This window comes from Pseudomonas asplenii (assembly GCF_001293465.1).
Taxonomy (GTDB): Bacteria; Pseudomonadota; Gammaproteobacteria; order Pseudomonadales; family Pseudomonadaceae; genus Aquipseudomonas; species Aquipseudomonas fuscovaginae_B.
In genome coordinates, this window is record NZ_JSYZ01000001.1 from 362,881 (window position 1) to 381,739 (window position 18,859).

The 18,859-nt window shown below is 62.4% G+C and carries 24 protein-coding genes; 11 read left to right on the forward strand and 13 right to left on the reverse strand.

The window, feature by feature from the left end:
- Positions 1–81: 81 nt before the first annotated feature.
- From murA to PF66_RS01710, 7 genes are all read right to left on the reverse strand, one after another.
- Entirely contained in the window at positions 82–1,347 is a 1,266-nt protein-coding gene (murA, locus tag PF66_RS01680) for a UDP-N-acetylglucosamine 1-carboxyvinyltransferase (RefSeq protein ID WP_054061742.1), read from the reverse strand.
- Positions 1,348–1,371: 24 nt separating this feature from the next.
- Complete coding sequence (locus tag PF66_RS01685) at positions 1,372–1,611, reverse strand: BolA family protein (protein WP_017904292.1); 240 nt, start codon at positions 1,609–1,611, stop codon at positions 1,372–1,374.
- Positions 1,612–1,726: 115 nt separating this feature from the next.
- A complete protein-coding gene (locus PF66_RS01690) occupies positions 1,727–2,032 on the reverse strand; it encodes an STAS domain-containing protein (protein WP_054061743.1) in 306 nt (101 codons plus the stop codon).
- A complete protein-coding gene (locus PF66_RS01695) occupies positions 2,025–2,684 on the reverse strand; it encodes an MlaC/ttg2D family ABC transporter substrate-binding protein (RefSeq protein ID WP_054058973.1) in 660 nt (219 codons plus the stop codon). Before PF66_RS01695 ends, PF66_RS01690 begins: the two co-directional genes overlap by 8 nt.
- Positions 2,685–2,695: 11 nt before the next feature.
- Complete coding sequence (gene mlaD / locus PF66_RS01700; protein ID WP_017904295.1) at positions 2,696–3,163, reverse strand: outer membrane lipid asymmetry maintenance protein MlaD; 468 nt, start codon at positions 3,161–3,163, stop codon at positions 2,696–2,698.
- A complete protein-coding gene (mlaE, locus tag PF66_RS01705; protein WP_017904296.1) occupies positions 3,163–3,960 on the reverse strand; it encodes a lipid asymmetry maintenance ABC transporter permease subunit MlaE in 798 nt (265 codons plus the stop codon). Before mlaE ends, mlaD begins: the two co-directional genes overlap by 1 nt.
- The gene (locus PF66_RS01710; protein WP_017904297.1) at positions 3,960–4,769 is read right to left on the reverse strand and encodes an ATP-binding cassette domain-containing protein; all 810 of its coding nucleotides are present in this window, start codon (positions 4,767–4,769) and stop codon (positions 3,960–3,962) included. Before PF66_RS01710 ends, mlaE begins: the two co-directional genes overlap by 1 nt.
- A 290-nt stretch (positions 4,770–5,059) precedes the next feature.
- Between PF66_RS01710 and PF66_RS01715 the strand changes: the two genes are divergently transcribed.
- From PF66_RS01715 to PF66_RS01760, 10 genes are all read left to right on the forward strand, one after another.
- On the forward strand, positions 5,060–6,034 hold the full coding sequence (locus tag PF66_RS01715) for a KpsF/GutQ family sugar-phosphate isomerase (protein ID WP_054058972.1): 975 nt from the start codon (positions 5,060–5,062) through the stop codon (positions 6,032–6,034).
- The gene (locus PF66_RS01720; protein ID WP_054058971.1) at positions 6,035–6,559 is read left to right on the forward strand and encodes a KdsC family phosphatase; all 525 of its coding nucleotides are present in this window, start codon (positions 6,035–6,037) and stop codon (positions 6,557–6,559) included. It begins immediately after the preceding gene.
- A gap of 8 nt (positions 6,560–6,567) precedes the next feature.
- On the forward strand, positions 6,568–7,140 hold the full coding sequence (gene lptC / locus PF66_RS01725; protein WP_054058970.1) for an LPS export ABC transporter periplasmic protein LptC: 573 nt from the start codon (positions 6,568–6,570) through the stop codon (positions 7,138–7,140).
- Positions 7,127–7,672: a lipopolysaccharide transport periplasmic protein LptA gene (gene lptA, locus PF66_RS01730; protein WP_054058969.1), complete on the forward strand. Its 546-nt coding sequence runs from the start codon at positions 7,127–7,129 to the stop codon at positions 7,670–7,672. The genes lptC and lptA overlap by 14 nt, the downstream gene beginning before the upstream one ends.
- Positions 7,672–8,397 (forward strand): LPS export ABC transporter ATP-binding protein, encoded by a 726-nt coding sequence (lptB, locus tag PF66_RS01735; RefSeq protein WP_054058968.1) that lies wholly within the window; start codon positions 7,672–7,674, stop codon positions 8,395–8,397. The genes lptA and lptB overlap by 1 nt, the downstream gene beginning before the upstream one ends.
- 194 nt (positions 8,398–8,591) lie before the next feature.
- Positions 8,592–10,088, forward strand: a complete 1,497-nt coding sequence (locus PF66_RS01740) for an RNA polymerase factor sigma-54 (RefSeq protein ID WP_054058967.1) — start codon at positions 8,592–8,594, stop codon at positions 10,086–10,088.
- A gap of 79 nt (positions 10,089–10,167) precedes the next feature.
- On the forward strand, positions 10,168–10,473 hold the full coding sequence (gene hpf / locus PF66_RS01745; RefSeq protein WP_040064265.1) for a ribosome hibernation-promoting factor, HPF/YfiA family: 306 nt from the start codon (positions 10,168–10,170) through the stop codon (positions 10,471–10,473).
- 9 nt (positions 10,474–10,482) lie between these two features.
- Positions 10,483–10,947, forward strand: a complete 465-nt coding sequence (gene ptsN, locus PF66_RS01750; protein ID WP_029532608.1) for a PTS IIA-like nitrogen regulatory protein PtsN — start codon at positions 10,483–10,485, stop codon at positions 10,945–10,947.
- A gap of 2 nt (positions 10,948–10,949) precedes the next feature.
- Entirely contained in the window at positions 10,950–11,807 is an 858-nt protein-coding gene (rapZ, locus tag PF66_RS01755; RefSeq protein WP_017904305.1) for an RNase adapter RapZ, read from the forward strand.
- Positions 11,808–11,823: 16 nt separating this feature from the next.
- On the forward strand, positions 11,824–12,096 hold the full coding sequence (locus PF66_RS01760) for an HPr family phosphocarrier protein (protein ID WP_054058966.1): 273 nt from the start codon (positions 11,824–11,826) through the stop codon (positions 12,094–12,096).
- Positions 12,097–12,334: 238 nt separating this feature from the next.
- Here PF66_RS01760 and PF66_RS01765 read toward each other — a convergent pair whose 3' ends face one another.
- The 5 genes from PF66_RS01765 to pmbA all read right to left on the reverse strand — a co-directional run bounded on the left by PF66_RS01765 (position 12,335) and on the right by pmbA (position 16,703).
- Complete coding sequence (locus tag PF66_RS01765; RefSeq protein WP_054058965.1) at positions 12,335–12,946, reverse strand: superoxide dismutase; 612 nt, start codon at positions 12,944–12,946, stop codon at positions 12,335–12,337.
- A gap of 1 nt (position 12,947) precedes the next feature.
- Positions 12,948–13,388 (reverse strand): hypothetical protein, encoded by a 441-nt coding sequence (locus PF66_RS01770; protein WP_054061744.1) that lies wholly within the window; start codon positions 13,386–13,388, stop codon positions 12,948–12,950.
- Positions 13,389–13,414: 26 nt separating this feature from the next.
- Positions 13,415–14,791, reverse strand: a complete 1,377-nt coding sequence (locus PF66_RS01775; protein ID WP_054058963.1) for a class II fumarate hydratase — start codon at positions 14,789–14,791, stop codon at positions 13,415–13,417.
- On the reverse strand, positions 14,784–15,179 hold the full coding sequence (locus PF66_RS01780) for a hypothetical protein (protein WP_054058962.1): 396 nt from the start codon (positions 15,177–15,179) through the stop codon (positions 14,784–14,786). Before PF66_RS01780 ends, PF66_RS01775 begins: the two co-directional genes overlap by 8 nt.
- A 177-nt stretch (positions 15,180–15,356) precedes the next feature.
- Entirely contained in the window at positions 15,357–16,703 is a 1,347-nt protein-coding gene (pmbA, locus tag PF66_RS01785) for a metalloprotease PmbA (protein WP_054061745.1), read from the reverse strand.
- A 122-nt stretch (positions 16,704–16,825) separates the two neighbouring features.
- Here pmbA and yjgA point away from each other — a divergent pair, with 122 nt between their 5' ends.
- Positions 16,826–17,347, forward strand: coding sequence for a ribosome biogenesis factor YjgA (yjgA, locus tag PF66_RS01790; protein ID WP_054058960.1), 522 nt, complete (start codon positions 16,826–16,828; stop codon positions 17,345–17,347).
- A gap of 49 nt (positions 17,348–17,396) precedes the next feature.
- Here yjgA and tldD read toward each other — a convergent pair whose 3' ends face one another.
- Positions 17,397–18,839 carry a metalloprotease TldD gene (gene tldD / locus PF66_RS01795; RefSeq protein WP_054061746.1) on the reverse strand — a complete coding sequence of 481 codons (1,443 nt, stop codon included), beginning with the start codon at positions 18,837–18,839 and terminating at the stop codon, positions 17,397–17,399.
- Between the last annotated feature and the right edge of the window lie 20 nt (positions 18,840–18,859).

Genomic DNA, 18,859 nt, shown 5'->3' on the forward strand with positions numbered 1-18,859 from the left:
ATCGCGATGGGTCAGTGACACACCGCGATCGCCAGCAAGCCGGCTCCAGCCAGGGCGGAGCCGGACCGTCACCCGCAATGGCTAGCCCGGAACGCGACGGATCTTGGCACCCAGCATCTGCAGCTTCTCTTCGATGCACTCGTAGCCACGGTCGATGTGGTAGATCCGGTCGATCAGGGTGTCGCCTTCGGCGGCCAGCGCCGAAATCACCAGGCTGGCCGACGCCCGCAGGTCGGTGGCCATGACCGGAGCCCCCTTGAGGACTTCGGTACCGGTGACGATCGCGGTGTTACCCTCGACCTGGATCCTGGCACCCATGCGGTGCAGTTCGTACACGTGCATGAAGCGGTTTTCGAAGATGGTCTCGATCACCGCGCCAGTGCCTTCGGCAATCGCGTTGAGGGAGATGAACTGGGCCTGCATGTCGGTCGGGAACGCCGGATACGGCGCGGTGCGCACGTTGACCGCCTTCGGCCGCTTGCCATGCATGTTCAGCTCGATCCAGTCCTCGCCGGTAGTGATGACCGCGCCGGATTCCTTGAGCTTTTCCAGGACCGCTTCGAGGATGGTCGGATCGGTGTCCTTGACCTTGACCCGGCCACCGGTGACAGCGGCCGCCACCAGGTAGGTGCCGGTCTCGATGCGGTCAGGCATGACCTTGTAGTTCGCCGAATGCAGGCGCTCGACACCGTCGATGGTGATGGTGTCGGAGCCGGCGCCGGAAATCTTCGCGCCCATGGCATTGAGGAAGTTCGCCAGGTCGACCACTTCCGGTTCGCGCGCGGCGTTCTGCAGCACGCTGCGACCGCGGGCCAGGGCCGCGGCCATCATGATGTTCTCGGTACCGGTCACGGAGACGGTATCGAAGAAGAAGTTCGCGCCACGCAGGCCGCCTTCCGGCGCCTTGGCCTTGATGTAGCCGCCCTCGACGTCGATCACCGCGCCCATGGCTTCCAGGCCGCGGATGTGCAGGTCGACCGGACGCGAGCCGATGGCGCAGCCGCCCGGCAGGGCCACTTCGGCCTGGCCGAAACGGGCAACCATCGGGCCCAGTACCAGGATCGACGCACGCATGGTCTTCACCAGCTCGTACGGCGCCACCAGGGTCTTGATGGTGCGCGGATCGATTTCCACGGCAAGCTTTTCGTCGATCACAGGCTCGATGCCCATGCGCCCGAACAGCTCGATCATGGTGGTGATGTCGTGCAGGTGCGGCAGGTTGGCCACGGTGACCGGGCCATCGCACAGCAAGGTGGCAGCCAGAATCGGCAGGGCGGAGTTCTTTGCCCCGGAGATGCGGATTTCGCCATCAAGACGAACGCCGCCGGTAATAATCAGTTTATCCATAGGAATCTCGACGCCAATTCAGGCTCAGGTGCGCTCGGCCCAGGCCGCGCTGCTGAAAAATTTCATGGTGACCGCATGGATGCTGCCATCGGCGATCCATGGGTTCAAATGCGCATAGATGCTCTGCTGACGCTTTACCGGGCTCAAGGCCGCCAGTTCGTCACTGATCACATTCAACTGGAAGTTGCAGCCCTGGCCCTCAACTTCAACCTGGGTTCCTGGCAGCTTTTCTTCAAGGAAGCTTTTTACTTCGGTGGCCTGCATGCTCAACCTCGATCGGCGCCCAACGCGCGCGGGTCGGTCATGATACAAAAAAGCCCCGCGCCTGCGAACCCCGCATGAGCAGGACTCTGACGGGGGGCTTCAAGCCTTGCGCCAATTATTGAACGCCCAGCAGCTCCGTCAGTTCGGAAACCTCGGCGATTTCGCGCATTTCCCGGGACATGCCCCGGATGCTGAAGGACTTGCCAAGCCTGGCCGCATCGCGCATGAAGGCCAGCAGCAGGGCCAGGCCGACGCTGCTGGACTTCTCCACCGCCGAACAATCGACCACCAGCGCCGCGGCGTCGCTCGACTCGATCAGCGTCTGCCCCTGCTTGCGCAAGGCCGCACCGGTACTGTAGTCGAGCACGCCGGCCAGGTGCAGTTCACCCGCCTCACCCAGGCGAATGCTGGCCTCACTCACCGCCGCTATCCTTCTGCGGGTTCTTCTCGGATTCGGCCTTGGCCTTCTCCACCTCACCCGCCCAGCCGTCGATGGTCTTGTCCAGGTTGTTGCCGTTGCGCTGCATCGCGTCGGCGAACTGGTCACGGAACAGCTTGCCGATGTTGATGCCGTTGATGATCACGTTGCGCAGTTTCCATTCGCCGTTGATCTTCTCAAGGGTGTAGGAAACCGGATAGATCGCGCCGTTGTTGCCCTTGACAGTCATGCCGACGCTGGTGCGGTCACCCGACTCGTCCTTGGGCGCATCGACGGTGATGCCCTGGTTGTTGTACTCGAGCAGCGCGTTTCCATAGAACTGGAACAGGCCACGCTTGAAGTTTTCCTGGAAGCGGGCCATCTGCTCGGGCGTTGCCTTGCGCGAGTACTTGACGGTCATGATGCTCTTGGAAATGCCTTCGGCGTCCACCACCGGGCCGACGATGGCGTTCAGCGAGTTGTAGAAGTCACCCGGGTTCTGCTTGTACTTCTCCCGGTTCGCCGCGAGATCGGCGAGCATCTTGTTGGTGGTGTCCTGCACCAGGTCGTGGGCAGAAGGAGCCGCCACGGCATTGCCCATCAGCGGCAACGCCGCAAGCAATACCAGCAGGCTACGGCGCAAGATAGAGATCATGGAAAAACTCCTCATTTGGCGTCTTTATTAACGGTATTGAGCAGGAATTTACCGATCAGATCTTCCAGTACCAGCGCCGACTGGGTGTCATGGATGGTTCCGCCATCCTTGAGCAGGGTGTCTTCCCCGCCCACGCTGATACCGATGTACTTCTCACCGAGCAAACCCGCGGTGAGGATGGACGCGGTCGAGTCAGTCGGCAGGTTGTTCACGCTCTTGTCGACTTGCATGGTCACCCGCCCCGTGAAGTTGTCGCGGTCCAGATCGATCGCCGTGACCTTGCCGATGGTCACACCGGCCATGGTCACCTTGGCTCTGACAGTCAAACCGGCGATATTGTCGAAGTACGCGTAAAGTTTATATGTTTCAGTATTTGCCGTAGGGGATAGCCCACTGACCCGCAATGCCAGCAACAGCAAAGCCAGGATGCCGGCCAGCAGGAAAAGGCCGACACCGATTTCCAGGGTGCGGTTTTGCATCAGAAATCTCCAAACATCAAGGCGGTCAGAATAAAGTCCAGGCCGAGTACTGCCAGGGAGGCATAGACCACGGTCTTGGTAGTGGCACGGCTGATCCCTTCCGAAGTGGGCTCGCAGTCGTAGCCTTGAAACACGGCAATCCAGGTCACCACGAAGGCGAACACGATGCTCTTGACAATCCCCTTCAGCACGTCGCCGTTGAAGGTCACGCTGTTCTGCATGTTGGCCCAGTAGGAGCCGTCGTAGACGCCCAGCCAGTCCACCGCCACCCACGAACCGCCCCAGATGCCGACCACGCTGAAGATCATCGCCAGCAGCGGCAGGGAAATGAAGCCGGCCCACAACCGGGGCGCGACGATGTACTTGAGCGGATCGACACCGATCATTTCCAGGCTGGAAAGCTGCTCGGTGGATTTCATGTTGCCGATTTCTGCGGTCAGGGCCGAGCCGGCACGGCCGGCGAACAGCAAGGCGGTGACCACCGGCCCCAGCTCGCGCAGCAGCGTCAGGGCGACCATCTGCCCCACCGCCTGCTCGGAACCGTAGCTGGACAGGATATTGAAGCCCTGCAGCGCCAGAACCATGCCAATGAAGATCCCGGATACGACGATGATCACCAGCGACATGACACCCACGGCGTGCAACTGCCTGACCAGCAGGCCGAAACCGCCGCCGATGCCGCCACGGCCGAACAGCACGTGAAACAGAAACAGCGTCGAACGCCCGAGCACCGCGAGCACGTCGATGCCCGAACGCCCGAACAGACGAATTCTCTCGATCAATGAATGCTTGCGCATCAGCGCTTCCCCAACAGATCTGCGCGGTAATCCGGCGCCGGGTAATGGAACGGCACGGGACCATCCGGATTGCCGGTCATGAACTGGCGAATGCGCGGGTTATCGGCATTCATCAGTTCTTCGGGCGTGCCCTGGCCCAGCACCTGCCCGTCCCCCACCACATACAGGTAGTCGGCGATGCTCGCGGTTTCCGCCAGGTCATGGGAGACGACGATGCTGGTGATGCCCAGGGCATCGTTGAGCAGGCGGATCAGCCGCACCAGCACGCCCATGGCGATCGGGTCCTGGCCGACGAACGGCTCGTCGTACATGAGGATCTGCGGATCCAGCGCGATCGCCCGCGCCAGGGCCACGCGCCGCTTCATGCCGCCGGAAAGCTCGTCGGGCATCAGGTCGACCGCGCCGCGCAGGCCAACGGCCTGCAGTTTCAGCAGGACGATGTCGCGAATCATCTCCTCCGGCAGCTCGGTGTGCACCCGCAGCGGAAAGGCGACGTTCTCGAAGACATCCAGATCGGTGAACAGCGCCCCGCTCTGGAACAGCACGCCCATGTGCTTGCGCGAGTCGAACAGGTCGCTGCGCGACAGCGCCGGCAGGTTCCGGCCGTTGACCCAGACCTCGCCGCTGTTGGGGCGCAACTGCGCGCCCATCAACCGCAACAGGGTGGTCTTGCCACATCCGGAGGGCCCCATGATGCCGGTGACCTTGCCCCGCGGAATGCGAATATCGACATTATTGAAGATGCTGCGCGCGCCGCGCTTGAAGGTAACCCCCTTCAGCTCGACCGCGTAGGCGTTATCGACGCTCATCTAGACTCCTTGCGATGCAGCCTCTGTCTCGGACACCAGGCCCCTGTAAAAAGAGGTGCGCACATCCTGAGCGGGCCGAACTGGTCGCGAACTATATCACTGCTGATACGAGCCGCCCAAGGCCGAAGCCGCGCTTGTTCAGGCGAGGGACAGTCGGTTTTGACACACACCCGAGCGAAAACTGACAGCCGCCTCCTACACCCACGGCGTAAAGAGCAACGATCAAGCGTGAGGGAATTGCTCATTACCGCTATAATCGCGCCTTTTCATCGGGCTATACGATTTCTGACATGAGCCAATCCAGCGACCTGATTCAATCGGCACAACGCACCATCCGCCTCGAAGTAGAAGCCGTGGAAGGCTTGTTGGCCCACATCGACGCAGATTTCGTACGCGCTTGCGAGATGATTCTGGCCAGCAAGGGCCGCGTGGTCGTGCTCGGCATGGGCAAGTCCGGGCACATCGGCAACAAGATCGCCGCGACCCTGGCGAGCACCGGCACCCCGGCCTTCTTCGTCCACCCGGCCGAGGCCAGCCACGGCGACATGGGCATGATCACCCGGGATGACGTCATCCTGGCCCTGTCGAACTCCGGCTCGACCTCGGAAATAGTCACCCTGCTGCCGCTGATCAAGCGCCTGGGCATCCAGCTGATCAGCCTGACCGGCAACCCGGACTCGCCGCTGGCCAAGGCCGCCGAAGTCAACCTCAACGCCCGCATCGAACACGAGGCCTGCCCGCTGAACCTGGCACCCACCTCGTCGACCACCGCAGCCCTGGTGATGGGCGATGCCCTGGCCGTCGCCCTGCTCGAAGCCCGTGGTTTCACCGCCGAAGACTTCGCGTTCTCCCATCCGGGCGGTGCCCTGGGGCGGCGCCTGCTGCTGAAAGTGGAAAACGTCATGCACGCCGGCGACGAGTTGCCACAGGTGCTGCGCGGTACCCTGCTGAAAAACGCGCTGATGGAAATGACTCGCAAGGGCCTGGGCATGACCGTGATCGTCGAAGCCGACGGTCGCCTCGCCGGGATCTTCACCGATGGCGACCTGCGTCGCACCCTGGATCGCACCATCGACATCCACAGCGCCCTGATCGAAGAGGTCATGACCCCTCACGGCAAGACCGCCCGGGCCGAGATGCTCGCCGCCGAGGCCCTGAAGATCATGGAAGACCATAAAATCAGCGCCCTGGTGGTGGTCGATGACGAGGATCGCCCGGTCGGCGCCTTGAACATGCACGACCTGCTGCGCGCCGGAGTAATGTAAATGAGCACTGATCTGCTGCAACGCGGCAAGAACATCAAGCTGGCGGTATTCGACGTCGACGGCGTCCTTACCGACGGTCGCCTGTACTTCCTCGAGGATGGCAGCGAGTTCAAGTCGTTCAGCACCCTGGACGGCCAGGGTATCAAGATGCTGATGGCGGCTGGCGTGCAAACCGCTATCATCAGCGGCCGCAAGACCGTGCTGGTCGAGCGACGCGCCAGGAACCTGGGCATCCCCCATGTGTTCCAGGGCCGCGAAGACAAGCTGGTGGTGCTTGACGCCCTGCTCGCCCAACTCGGCCTAGACTATGAACAGGTCGCCTATCTGGGCGACGACCTGCCTGACCTGCCGGTGATCCGCCGCGTCGGCCTGGGCATGGCCGTGGCCAATGCCGCGAGCTTCGTGCGCGAACACGCCCACGGCGTGACCCAGGCACGTGGCGGCGAGGGCGCCGCGCGCGAATTCTGCGAGCTGATCCTGCGCGCCCAGGACAGCCTTGAAGCGGCCCACGCCGCCTACCTGTAGAGCCTTTTATGCTGAACAAGAAGATTCGCAACATTCTGCTGTTCGGAGTCATTGCCGCCCTGTTCGCGGCCGTTGGCTACTGGAACATCAGCCCGGAACGCTTCCTGGAACAGACGGCCGCACCGGTGGACAACAATGCCATCGACTACTATGCGATCAATGCCCATAGCGTCCAGTACATGCCCGACGGCAAGGTGCAGTACGACATGACCGGTGACAAGGTCGAGCATCTCAAGGTTTCCGACGTCACCCTGGTGACCAAGCCGGACCTGCAGGTCTACCGCGGCACCGCGTTCCCCTGGCACGTCCAGAGCGAACGCGCCGAGGTCAACCCGGACGGCACCGAGGTCGAGCTGATCGACTCGGTACGGGTCGCGCGCACCGACGAAAAGCAGCGCCATGTCATCATTACCACGACCCGGATGACAGTATTCCCACAGAAGCAATATGCGCAGACCGAGCAAGCCGTTAGAATCGACGGCCCCAACGGCGTGACCACGGGCAAGGGCATGAAAGCCTATCTGGAAGAAAGCAGGATGCACCTGCTATCGAACGTAAGAGGACAGTATGAGTCTCGTTAAAACCCTCCCTATTTTGCTCAGCCTGGGCGCAGCACTGGGAAGCGTGAGCGCCTGGGCTCTGCCGAACGACAGCGAGCAGCCCATCCGCATTCAAGCTGACGACGCTCAACTGGATGACAAGCAGGGCATCGCCACCTACAAGGGCGACGTCATCATCACTCAGGGTTCGATGATCGTTAAGGGCAACACCGTGACGCTCACCCGGACCAAGGACGGCGCCATCGACGTGGTGACCTCCGTGGGCAACCTGGCCTACTTCGAGCAGAAGCAGAAAGCCACCGACCCGCAGCCGGTCCGCGGCTACGGCAAGACCATCCAGTACCATGCCCAGCAGAACCGCATCGTCCTGATCGACCAGGCCAAGGTGGTCAACGAAGGCAACACCACCGAAGGCGAGAAGATCGTCTACGACACGGTGAAACAGGTGGCAACCGCCGGTCGCGCCAACGGCAGCCCGATCACCACGCCGCGCCAGCGCATCGACATGGTTATCCAGCCGAAAAAGAAAACTGACGAGCACAAGGCCCAGTAATGGCAATTCTGAAAGCCCAGCATCTGGCCAAGGCCTATAAAAGTCGCCAGGTCGTGCGTGACGTCAGCCTGTCGATCGAAAGCGGACAGATCGTCGGCCTGCTCGGCCCCAACGGTGCTGGCAAGACCACCTGTTTCTACATGATCGTCGGCCTGGTCCAGGCCGACCAGGGTCGCGTGCTGATCGACGACCAGGACGTCAGCCACCAGCCGATGCACGGCCGCGCCCGCGCCGGGATCGGCTACCTGCCCCAGGAAGCCTCGATTTTCCGCAAGCTGTCGGTGGCCGACAACATCATGGCGATCCTCGAGACCCGCAAGGACCTCGACAAGGCCGCCCGTCGCAAGGAACTGGAAAGCCTGCTGCAGGAATTCCATATCAGCCACATCCGTGACAACCTCGGCATGAGCCTGTCCGGTGGTGAACGACGCCGCGTGGAAATCGCCCGTGCCCTGGCCACCGCGCCGAAGTTCATCCTGCTGGACGAACCGTTCGCCGGCGTCGACCCGATTTCCGTGGGCGACATCAAGCAGATCATCCATCACCTCAAGGCCAAGGGCATCGGTGTACTGATCACCGACCACAACGTCCGCGAGACCCTGGATATCTGTGAAACCGCCTATATCGTCAACGATGGACAACTGATCGCCGAAGGCGATTCGCAAACCATCCTGGCCAACGAACTGGTCAAGGAAGTCTATCTGGGCCACGAGTTCCGCCTGTAAGCATCGGGGAACCCAATACCCGCCTGAGCGCATGAGTTTTCGATAAAAACCACCGCTTTTTCCGGCTTTTTATTGTTACAGCGCTCTAGGCAAACACTCCGGTTTCGGGCATATAATTTGCTTATGTTTGGCGCTCCGGCGCCCTGTAGTGGATGGCGCATGCGCGCCGGCAAATAAGGTGTTAAGCCCCTGCCATGAAACCATCGCTAGTCCTTAAAATGGGCCAGCAGCTGACGATGACGCCGCAGCTGCAACAGGCCATCCGCCTGCTCCAATTGTCGACCCTGGATCTTCAGCAGGAAATCCAGGAAGCCCTGGAATCCAATCCGATGCTCGAACGCCAGGAAGAAGGCGACGACTTCGATAACAGCGATCCAATGGCCGACAAGGCCGAGCAGAACACCACGCCCGAAATCCCGGAAACCTCCTACCAGCAGGAAACCGCCCCCACCGTCGACAACATCGACGAAGGCGAGTGGAGCGAACGCATTCCGAACGAACTCCCGGTCGACACCGCCTGGGAAGACGTCTACCAGACCAGCGCCAGCAGCCTGCCCGGCAACGATGACGACGAGTGGGACTTCACCACCCGCACTTCGGCCGGCGAAAGCCTGCAAAGCCACCTGCTGTGGCAACTGAACCTGGCTCCGATGTCCGACACCGATCGCCTGATCGCCGTGACCCTGATCGACTGCATCAACAACCAGGGCTACCTGGACGAGACCCTCGAAGAGATTCTCGAAGCGTTCGACCCGGAGCTGGACATCGAACTCGACGAGATCGAGGCCGTCCTGCATCGCATCCAGCAGTTCGAGCCCGCCGGCATCGGCGCGCGCAACCTCGGCGAATGCCTGCTGCTGCAACTGCGCCAGCTGCCGGCCAAGACCCCCTGGCTGAACGAGGCCAAGCGCCTGGTCACCGATTTCATCGACCTGCTGGGCAGCCGCGACTACAGTCAGTTGATGCGGCGCATGAAACTCAAGGAAGACGAACTGCGCCAGGTCATCGAACTGGTACAGAGCCTCAACCCGCGCCCCGGCTCGCAGATCGAGTCGACCGAAGCCGAGTACGTGGTCCCCGACGTGATCGTGCGCAAGGACAACGAACGCTGGCTGGTGGAACTGAACCAGGAATCGGTGCCACGCCTGCGGGTCAACCCGCAGTACGCCGGCTTCGTCCGCCGTGCCGACACCAGTGCCGACAACACCTTCATGCGCAACCAGTTGCAGGAGGCGCGCTGGTTCATCAAGAGCCTGCAGAGCCGCAACGAGACGCTGATGAAGGTCGCCACCCAGATCGTCGAGCATCAGCGCGGTTTCCTGGAGTACGGCGACGAGGCGATGAAGCCGCTGGTGCTGCACGACATCGCCGAAGCGGTGGGCATGCACGAGTCGACCATTTCCCGGGTCACCACCCAGAAATTCATGCATACCCCCCGCGGTATCTACGAACTGAAATACTTTTTCTCCAGCCACGTCAGCACTTCCGAAGGCGGCGAATGCTCGTCCACGGCGATCCGCGCGATCATCAAGAAACTGGTGGCGGCGGAAAATCAGAAAAAGCCGTTGAGTGACAGCAAGATCGCTGGTTTACTGGAGGCACAAGGCATTCAGGTCGCCCGTCGTACCGTCGCCAAGTACCGCGAGTCCCTCGGAATCGCGCCTTCCAGCGAACGGAAGCGGTTGATGTAACCGCCGGGCGTGCCGCAGCGTTCCAGTGGCAAGCCATCAGGCTTGCCGCTTTATGCACTGGCAACGAAGGAGAAGCTGTATGCAAGTCAACATCAGTGGACACCAACTGGAAGTGACCGAACCACTGCGTGTCTATATCGGTGAAAAACTCGACCGATTGGAACGCCACTTCGACAAGATCACCAACGTACAGGTGACAATGGCCGTCGAGAAACTGAAGCAGAAAATCGAGGCCACTTTGCATATCCACGGCGGCGAGGTGGTTGCCAATGCAGAACATGACGACATGTATGCAGCAATCGACCTGCTGACCGACAAGCTCGACCGCCAACTGAAAAAGCACAAGGAAAAGAACCTGCACCTGCTCCAAGGTACGGGTCGTTAACACCCTCCCATGATTCGACTTGAAAATATCCTGACCCCCGGCCGTTCCCTGGTGAACGTGCCGGGCGGCAGTAAAAAGCGTGCACTCGAACAAATTGCCAACCTGATCAGCCGCGAAGTGCCCGATCTGGAGATGCAGGATGTCTACGAGAGCCTGATCGCCCGGGAAAAACTCGGCTCCACCGGCTTTGGCAATGGCATCGCCATCCCCCACTGCCGGCTCAAGGGCTGCGAAGCGCCCATCAGTGCCCTGATGCACCTGGACGCCCCTATCGATTTCGACGCCATCGACGGCGCCCCGGTCGACCTGCTGTTCGTGCTGCTGGTCCCGCAGGCTGCCACCGATGCGCACCTGGAACTGCTGCGGCAGATTGCCAGCATGCTGGACCGCAAGGAGGTGCGCGACCGCCTGCGTAGCGCACCAAGCAATGAAGCCCTGTATCAGGTTGTCCTGGACGTGCAGAACGGTCAGTAACCATGCGCTTGATCATCGTCAGCGGCCGCTCCGGCTCAGGTAAAAGCACCGCCCTCGACGTACTCGAGGACAGCGGCTATTACTGCATCGACAACTTGCCGGCCGGGTTGCTGCCGGAACTGGCCGAACGGGCGTTGATCCATACCGAGCTGGCGCAACCGCTGGTCGCCGTGTCCATCGACGCGCGCAACCTGCCCAGCCACCTGTCACGTTTCCCCGAACTGCTGGACGAAGTCCGCGGCCGACATATCCAGTGCGACGTGCTGTACCTGGATGCCGATGAGGAAACCCTGCTCAAGCGTTTCTCCGAGACCCGTCGACGCCACCCCCTGAGCAGCGCCAACCGCTCGTTGGCCGAAGCCATCCGCGACGAGAGCAACCTGCTGGGGCCGATTGCCGACCTGGCGGACCTCAAGGTCAACACCACCAATCTCAACCTCTACCAGTTGCGCGATACCATCAAGCTGCGGCTGCTGAACCAGCCGGAACCGGGCACCGCATTTCTGGTAGAATCGTTCGGCTTCAAGCGCGGCATGCCGGTGGACGCCGACCTGGTGTTCGACGTGCGCTGCCTGCCCAACCCGTATTGGAAACCGGAACTGCGCGAGCAGTCCGGGCTCGACCAGCCGGTAGCCGAATACCTCGCCGCACAGCCGGACGTCGAGGAGATGTTCCAGGACATTTCCAGCTACCTGCTCAAATGGTTGCCACGCTTCGCCGCCAGCAACCGTGCTTACGTCACCATTGCCATTGGCTGCACCGGCGGGCACCACCGCTCCGTCTACCTGACCGAGCGCCTGGGTCAGTTGTTGCAGCAGTCCCTGAAGAACGTCCAGGTCCGCCACCGCGACCTTAGCTGAAAGGATCACCATCGCGATGCCCGCTCTGGAAATCGAAATCATCAACAAGCTGGGCCTGCATGCCCGCGCTTCAGCGAAGTTCGTCGGCGTTGCCGGCCAGTATCCCTGCCAGATCCGGGTCGGGCGCACGCCCGAAAGCATGGTCGACGGCAAGAGCATCATGGCCATGATGATGCTGGCTGCGGGCAAGGGCACCCGGATCCACATAAAGACTGAAGGCGAACAGGAAGACGAGGCCATGGCGGCGTTGGTGGCGTTGATCAACAACTACTTCGACGAAGGCGAATAACCCCCCCTGCGGAGCGGGCAAGCCCGCTCCCCCATCAGCGCTGGGTAGCAGGCCTGCCTGCAGCGGATAACCTGCCGCTGATCAGGCACCCGCCAGCCAGCCGAACAACCGGGCAACGAGCAGCACCACTCCAGCCAGCAACAACAGCCAGCCAACTCCCTGGCGAAATCGTCGCCCTCTGCTCATTGCCACGGCATCTGTCTCCATCATCGGCTCTGGATCTTGTGGGTAGTGTGTTTTACGCCAGGGCCGCGAGATAACGCCGTTCGACTTCCGGCCAGTTGATCACGTTGTAGAAAGCATTGATGTATTCCGGGCGACGGTTCTGGTACAGCAGGTAATAGGCATGCTCCCAGACGTCCAGGCCGAGGATCGGCGTATTGCCGTTCATCAGCGGGCTGTCCTGGTTGCCACTGCTCTCGACCACCAGTTTTTTCTCCGGCGTCACGCTCAGCCACGCCCAGCCGCTGCCGAAACGCGTCAGCGCGGCCTTGGTGAAGGCTTCCTTGAACGCCTCGAAGCCGCCCAGTTGCTCGTCGATGGCCCGTCCCAGCGCCGCCTCCGGCTCACCGCCCCCCAGCGGGCTCATCACCGCCCAGAACAGCGAGTGGTTGGCATGGCCGCCACCATGGTTGATCACGGCCGGACGCATGTTTTCCGGCAACTGGCCAACCGCGGCCACCAGCGCCTCGACAGGCCAGTCGGCCCACTGCGATCCCTCGACAGCCGCATTGAGGTTGGTGACGTAGGTCTGGTGGTGCCTGGTGTAGTGGATCTCCATGGTCTTGGCATCGATATGCGGTTCCAGGGCGTCGTAGCTGTAGGGCAGCGCAGGCAAGGCGTAGGGCATTTCAATGAACTCCATGTTGATGACTCGACGGGACAGCGCCCGAGGAGGCCGTCCGGCTGTGCAGCAGGCGGCTGGTGCGGGGGTACTCCCCGTACTCGCTGATGAAGGCCAGCAGTTCGACGTAGGTTTTGCTGCTCTGGTGCAGCGCGGCCTCACGCAGCGCGACGGGAAGCCGAGTGTCCTGCATCGCCTGCAACAGGCGCTGGTGAATGGCGCACAGGTACTCGACGCTCTCTTCCGGCTGATTGAGGCGTAGGTGCAGGTCCGCCAGGTTGTGGTGGGAAATCACGCAGGCGGCCACCGCCTCCTCCGCATCCGGCCAGCGCTCGAACAACACCTGCGCCAGGGCCAGGGCCTGCAGGTAGTGCTCGCGGGCATCGACCAGCTCGCCAAGGTTGAAATGGCGATTGGCCCTTTCGATCGTGCGTCTCCAGTGTTCCATGACGAACCTCCAGACAATGCAGTGGATTACACGCCACCGGCCGTGAGCTTTTCCGGATCCAGCAGGGTTTCCAGTTGGCTACGGGGCAGATCGGTATGTTCGAGCGCCACCTCGATGATCGGCCGACCTTGCTGATAGGCCTTCTTGGCAATCTCGGCGGCTTTCTGGTAACCGATGATCGGGTTCAGCGCGGTGACCAGGATCGGGTTGCGCGACAGCGCCTCCTTGAGCTTGGCCTCGTTGACCTTGAAGCTGGCGATGGCCTTGTCGGCCAGCAGACGACTGGCATTGGCCAGCAGCTCGATGCTGCCCAGCAGATTGTGGGCAATGATCGGCAGCATCACGTTCAGTTCGAAGTTGCCCGACTGGCCGGCCACGGCAATCGTCGCGTCGTTGCCGATCACCTGGGCGGCGACCATCGCGGTCGCTTCCGGAATCACCGGATTGACCTTGCCCGGCATGATCGACGAACCGGGCTGCAGGGCCTCCAGCTCGATCTCGGCCAGGCCGGCCAGCGGGCCGGAGTTCATCCAGCGCAGGTCGTTGGCGATCTTCATCAGCGACACCGCGGTGGTCTTCAACTGGCCGGAAACGGCGACCGCGGTATCCTGGGAGCCGATCAGGGCGAACAGGTTGCCACCTGGCGTGAACGGTACACGGGTCAAGGCGCTCAGTTGGCGACTGAACAGTTCGGCGAACTGTGGGTGCGCGTTGATCCCGGTACCCACCGCGGTACCGCCCTGGGCCAGGGATTGCAGGCTGGGCAGCAGGTTCTGCAGATGCAGGACGTTGGCCTTGAGCTGTGCCGCCCAGCCATCGAGCACCTGGCTCAGACGCACCGGCATGGCGTCCATCAGGTGGGTGCGACCGGTCTTGATGAACGGATGAACCTGCTCCGCCTTGGCCTCGGTGACCCGCACCAGGTGCGCCAGGGCCGGCAACAGTTGCTCGTGCAGGGCCAGTGCGGCGCTGACATGGATGGTGGTGGGGATGATGTCGTTGCTGCTTTGGCCGCAGTTGACATGGTCATTGGGGTTGACCGGCTCACCCAGCAGACGGCTGGCGAGGGTCGCGATCACCTCGTTGGCGTTCATGTTGGAGCTGGTGCCGGAGCCGGTCTGATAGATATCCACCGGGAAGTGCAGCATGAAATCGCCTTCGAGCAGGCCCTGGCAGGCATCGACGATGGCCTTGCCCTGGGCAGCGCTCAGTTGCCTGAGCTCGACGTTGGCCTGTGCCGCAGCCGCCTTGGCCAGGATCAGGGCACGAATGAACTGCGTCGGCATGCGCTGGTGGCTGATGGGGAAGTTGTCCACGGCACGCTGGGTCTGGGCGCCATACAGGGCCTCGGCCGGCACCTGCAGTTCGCCCATGCTGTCGCGTTCGATACGGGTATTACTCATCGGGAAATCCTTGCACCAGTTCAGTCAGGGGAATGGAAGGCAGCAGCGAGCAGTTCGCCAACTGCCAGGCAAAGCTTTGCCAGCGGCGCAGCCGGCAATTGCATAGCGCCTGGCGCTCCAGATCGCGCAACGGCCGCCAGGCCTGGTCCAGGCATAACGACCGCCAGTGCCAGGGCAACGCGGTATCGGTGGCCGTGTCGAGCAGCAGGCGAAAGGACGTTGCAGCGATGGTCCAGGGTGAAGTGGGTGTGCAACAGGCCAGGTAGCGGCCCTCGGCGAGGTAATGGTCGATCAGCCGGGGCTCGTCCGGCAGCAGTGCGCAGCGGATCTGGCGGCTCATCCAGCGCCAGCTGTCCAAATAGGGTTGCTCATGCAAGGCAGAACTCATGACCCAGGCTCATTCGATAATGAGATTTATTATTATACGATATTGATAATCAAAACAACGCTGACGAAGCGAGCCTGTCCCCCTCCTTGAGGGACAGGCTCGCTCAGGGTGGCGTCGGCACAAAAAAAGGCGCGTCGCTTGAGCGACGCGCCTTTTCGTTCGGGTTGCGGCGGTGGATCAGCTACCGGCGACAGTCATCCGCTCGATCAGCACCGAGCCGGTACGGATGTTGCTGCGCAGCTCGAGATCGCTGCCCACGGCGACGATCTGCTTGAACATGTCGCGCAGGTTGCCGGCAATGGTCACTTCCTGAACCGGGAACTGGATCTCGCCATTCTCGACCCAGAAACCGGCCGCTCCACGGGAATAGTCCCCGGTGACCATGTTCAGCCCATGCCCCATCAGCTCGGTCACCAACAGGCCGCGCCCCATTCGGCGAATCAGGGCATCCTGGTCCTCGACCCCATGGGTGACGAACAGGTTGTGCACGCCGCCGGCGTTGGCGGTGCTCGGCAGGCCGAGCTTGCGTCCCGAGTAGGTGCCCAGCACATAGGACACCAACGTGCCATTCTCGACGAACGGCTTGGCATAGGTCGCCAGGCCATCGCTGTCGAAGGCCGAACTGCTCATGGCCCGCATCAGGTGTGGACGCTCATCGATGGTCAGCCACTGCGGGAACAGCCGTTGCCCCAGCGCGCCCTCGAGGAACGACGACTTGCGATACAGGTTGCCGCCGGAAATCGCCGACAGGAAACTGCCGAACAACCCACCGGCCAGTTCCGCCGAAAACAGCACCGGCACTTCGCAGGTCGGCACCGGACGCGCGCCCAGGCGGCTGGCCGCCCGCTGCGCGGCCTTGCGGCCAATGCTGACGGCGTCGGCCAGCAGCTCGCCCTGGCGATTGACGTCGTACCAGTAGTCACGCTGCATCTGCCCATCGCCTTCGGCGATCATCACACAGCTGAGGCTATGGCGCGTCGACGCCGAGCCGGCGATGAAACCGTGGCTGTTACCGTACACCCGGCACCCCTGGGACGTGCTCAGGGTGGTGCCGTCGGCGTTACGGATCCGACTGTCGGCGTCGAAGGCCGCCGCTTCACAGATCAGCGCCCGCTCGATCGCCTGCTCCGGGGTGATGTTCCATTCGTGGAACAGGTCGAAATCCTTGATTTGCTTGGCCATCAGGGCCGCATCGGCCAGCCCGGAGCACTCGTCCTCGGAGGTGTGCCTGGCGATGGCCAACGCCGCCGCGACGGTTTCGCGAATGGCCTCGGCGCCACTGGCCGAAGTGCTGGCCGAGCCCTTGCGCTGCCCCACGTACAAGGTGATACCGAAGCCCTGGTCACGGTTGAACTCGACCGTTTCCACTTCCCGCTGGCGCACCGACGTCGACAGCCCCTGCTCCACGGACACCGCCACTTCACAGGCACTGGCCCCCTGGCGCCTGGCCTCGGCAAGAATCTGCTCGACCTGCTCCTGCAGGGCCGGCAAGGCCTGCGGGCCAACGCTTTGTGCTGCGCTCATGGTCTTCTCCACTCAGCTTTCTCCACTCAAATGCAGCTTTCAGTCACGCTCATCGAACGAGCGGGCCGGACAAGCGGCCCCCGACTGGTTATCATGGCGGCGTTTCTTTGCGGACTGCCACCATGGTTGATTCTTACGACGACTCCCTCGATGGGGAGAAAAGCAAATCCCAGGTCAAACGCGAGCTGCATGCTCTGGTTGATCTCGGTGAGCGACTGACCACACTCAAGCCTGACCTGCTGGCAAAACTGCCACTGACCGACGGCTTGCGCCGTGCCCTGGCCGATGCGCCGAAGCACACCGCGCATATCGCGCGCAAACGGCACATCCTGTTCATCGGCAAGCTGATGCGCGACCAGGACATCGACGCCATCCGGGTGGTGCTCGACCAGGTCGATGCCTCCACCAAGCAGTACAATGAACGCTTCCATAACCTCGAACGCTGGCGCGATCGCCTGATCACGGGCAACGACGACGTCCTGGAAAAGTTCGTCAGCGAGTACCCCGAGGCGGACCGCCAGCAACTGCGCTCGCTGATCCGCCAGGCCCAGCACGAACTGGCACACAACAAGCCACCGGCTTCCAGCCGTAAAGTCTTCAAGTACATCCGGGAGCTGGACGACACCCAACGCGGCCTGCGCTGAGTGTCGACCTGGGTGGGCCGGCAAGCGGCTCACCCAAGCGCTCCGGCCCCTACGCGCCCGTGCCGCCCACGGTGATCGCGTCGATCTTCAGGGTCGGCTGGCCAACACCCACCGGCACCGACTGCCCATCCTTGCCACACGTGCCCACACCACTGTCCAGTGCCAGGTCGTTGCCAACCATCGACACCCGGCTCATGGCTTCCGGCCCATTGCCGATCAGCGTCGCCCCCTTGACCGGCGCAGTGATCCTGCCGTCCTCGATCAGGTAGGCCTCGCTGGTGGAGAACACGAACTTGCCGCTGGTGATATCGACCTGGCCGCCGCCGAGGTTGGCGCAGTAGATCCCCTTCTTCACCGAGGCGATGATTTCCGCCGGGTCGCTTTCGCCGCCGAGCATGTAGGTGTTGGTCATGCGTGGCATCGGCAGGTGCGCATAGGATTCGCGGCGGCCGTTGCCGGTACGGGCGACGCCCATCAGGCGGGCATTGAGCTTGTCCTGCATGTAGCCCTTGAGCACGCCGTTCTCGATCAGCGTGGTGCATTCGGTCGCAGTGCCCTCGTCGTCGACGCTCAGCGAGCCGCGACGGCCGGCCAGGGTGCCGTCATCGACGATGGTGCACAGGCTCGAAGCGACCCTTTCGCCCATCCGTCCGCTGTAGGCCGAACTGCCCTTGCGATTGAAATCGCCTTCCAGGCCGTGGCCGACCGCCTCGTGCAGCAGGACGCCAGACCAGCCGGAACCGAGCACCACCGGCAGTGTACCGGCCGGAGCGGGGACCGCTTCCAGGTTGACCAGCGCCTGGCGCAAGGCCTCGCGGGCATACCCCATGGCACGGTCTTCACTGAGGAAATAACGGTAGTCGGTACGCCCGCCACCACCGTGGCCACCCCGCTCGCGCCGGCCATTGTGCTCGACGATCACGCTGACGTTGAAACGCACCAGCGGTCGTACGTCCGCCGCCAGGCCACCGTCGGTAGAGGCCACCAGAATGCGCTCCCAGACACCGGCCATGCTCACCGAAACCTGCTGGATACGCGGGTCGAGGGCGCGAGTGGCGACGTCGATGCGCTTGAGCAGCTCGACTTTCTCGGCGCGGGTCAGGACGTCCAGCGGATTGTCCGGTGCATAGAGTTGTGCCACGTCCTGGGCGGAGAACGCTTGCACCCGGCCGTTCTGCCCGGCACGGGAGATCGAACGGGCCGCACGCGCGGCTGCGCCCAGGGCGTCGAGGGTGATGGCATTGCTATAGGCGAAGCCGGTCTTTTCCCCGGATTGCGCGCGTACGCCGACACCCTGGTCCAGGTTGAAGCTGCCTTCCTTGACGATACCGTCTTCGAGCGCCCAGGACTCGGAAATCTGCCCCTGGAAATACAGGTCAGCGGCGTCGATGCCGGGCCCGGCCAGGTCACCCAGGACCGATTGAAGGTTTTCGATGGTCACGCCACCCGGCGCCAACAGGTGTTCGCTGACTGAGGACAACAACTCGCTCATAGGTTTTGCGCCTTATTTCG